Here is a 420-nt window from a genome sequence, read left to right on the forward strand (position 1 = left end):
GGAAGCTCGCTTCAAGATGAGATTTCCATACACCTCGTGTGTGAGAGGCCCCCAGCCAGACCACTGGGTTGATAGGCCGGATGTGGAAGCGAGGACTAACGACTCGTGAAGCTGACCGGTACTAATAGGCCAACAACTTACACCACACACTTTCTTCGTGAACGGCATTCAAAAGACGTTCACACCCGAAGAAAGTAAAAAGATACACAAGACTGCTTGCGTCCACTATGTGGTTCCCAAACAACAAACCCGTTTGTTGCAGGGAACACCAATTGAATAACAACACCACAGCTCTAACACGAGCACGAATGTTGTAACCACCAGGTTTTCCCACCCCCGCGGGGGTGTGGAGCAAGGGTTACGGCGGTCATAGCGTGGGGGAAACGCCCGGTCCCATTCCGAACCCGGAAGCTAAGACCC

General features: G+C 52.6%; 1 rRNA gene. It reads left to right on the plus strand.

Annotated elements, in window-relative coordinates:
* Positions 1–146: ribosomal RNA gene (locus tag DXK94_RS17870) — 23S ribosomal RNA — on the plus strand; the annotation flags it as partial.
* Between the last annotated feature and the right edge of the window lie 274 nt (positions 147–420).

Source organism: Arthrobacter sp. RT-1 (assembly GCF_003367205.1).
GTDB lineage: Bacteria > Actinomycetota > Actinomycetes > Actinomycetales > Micrococcaceae > Arthrobacter.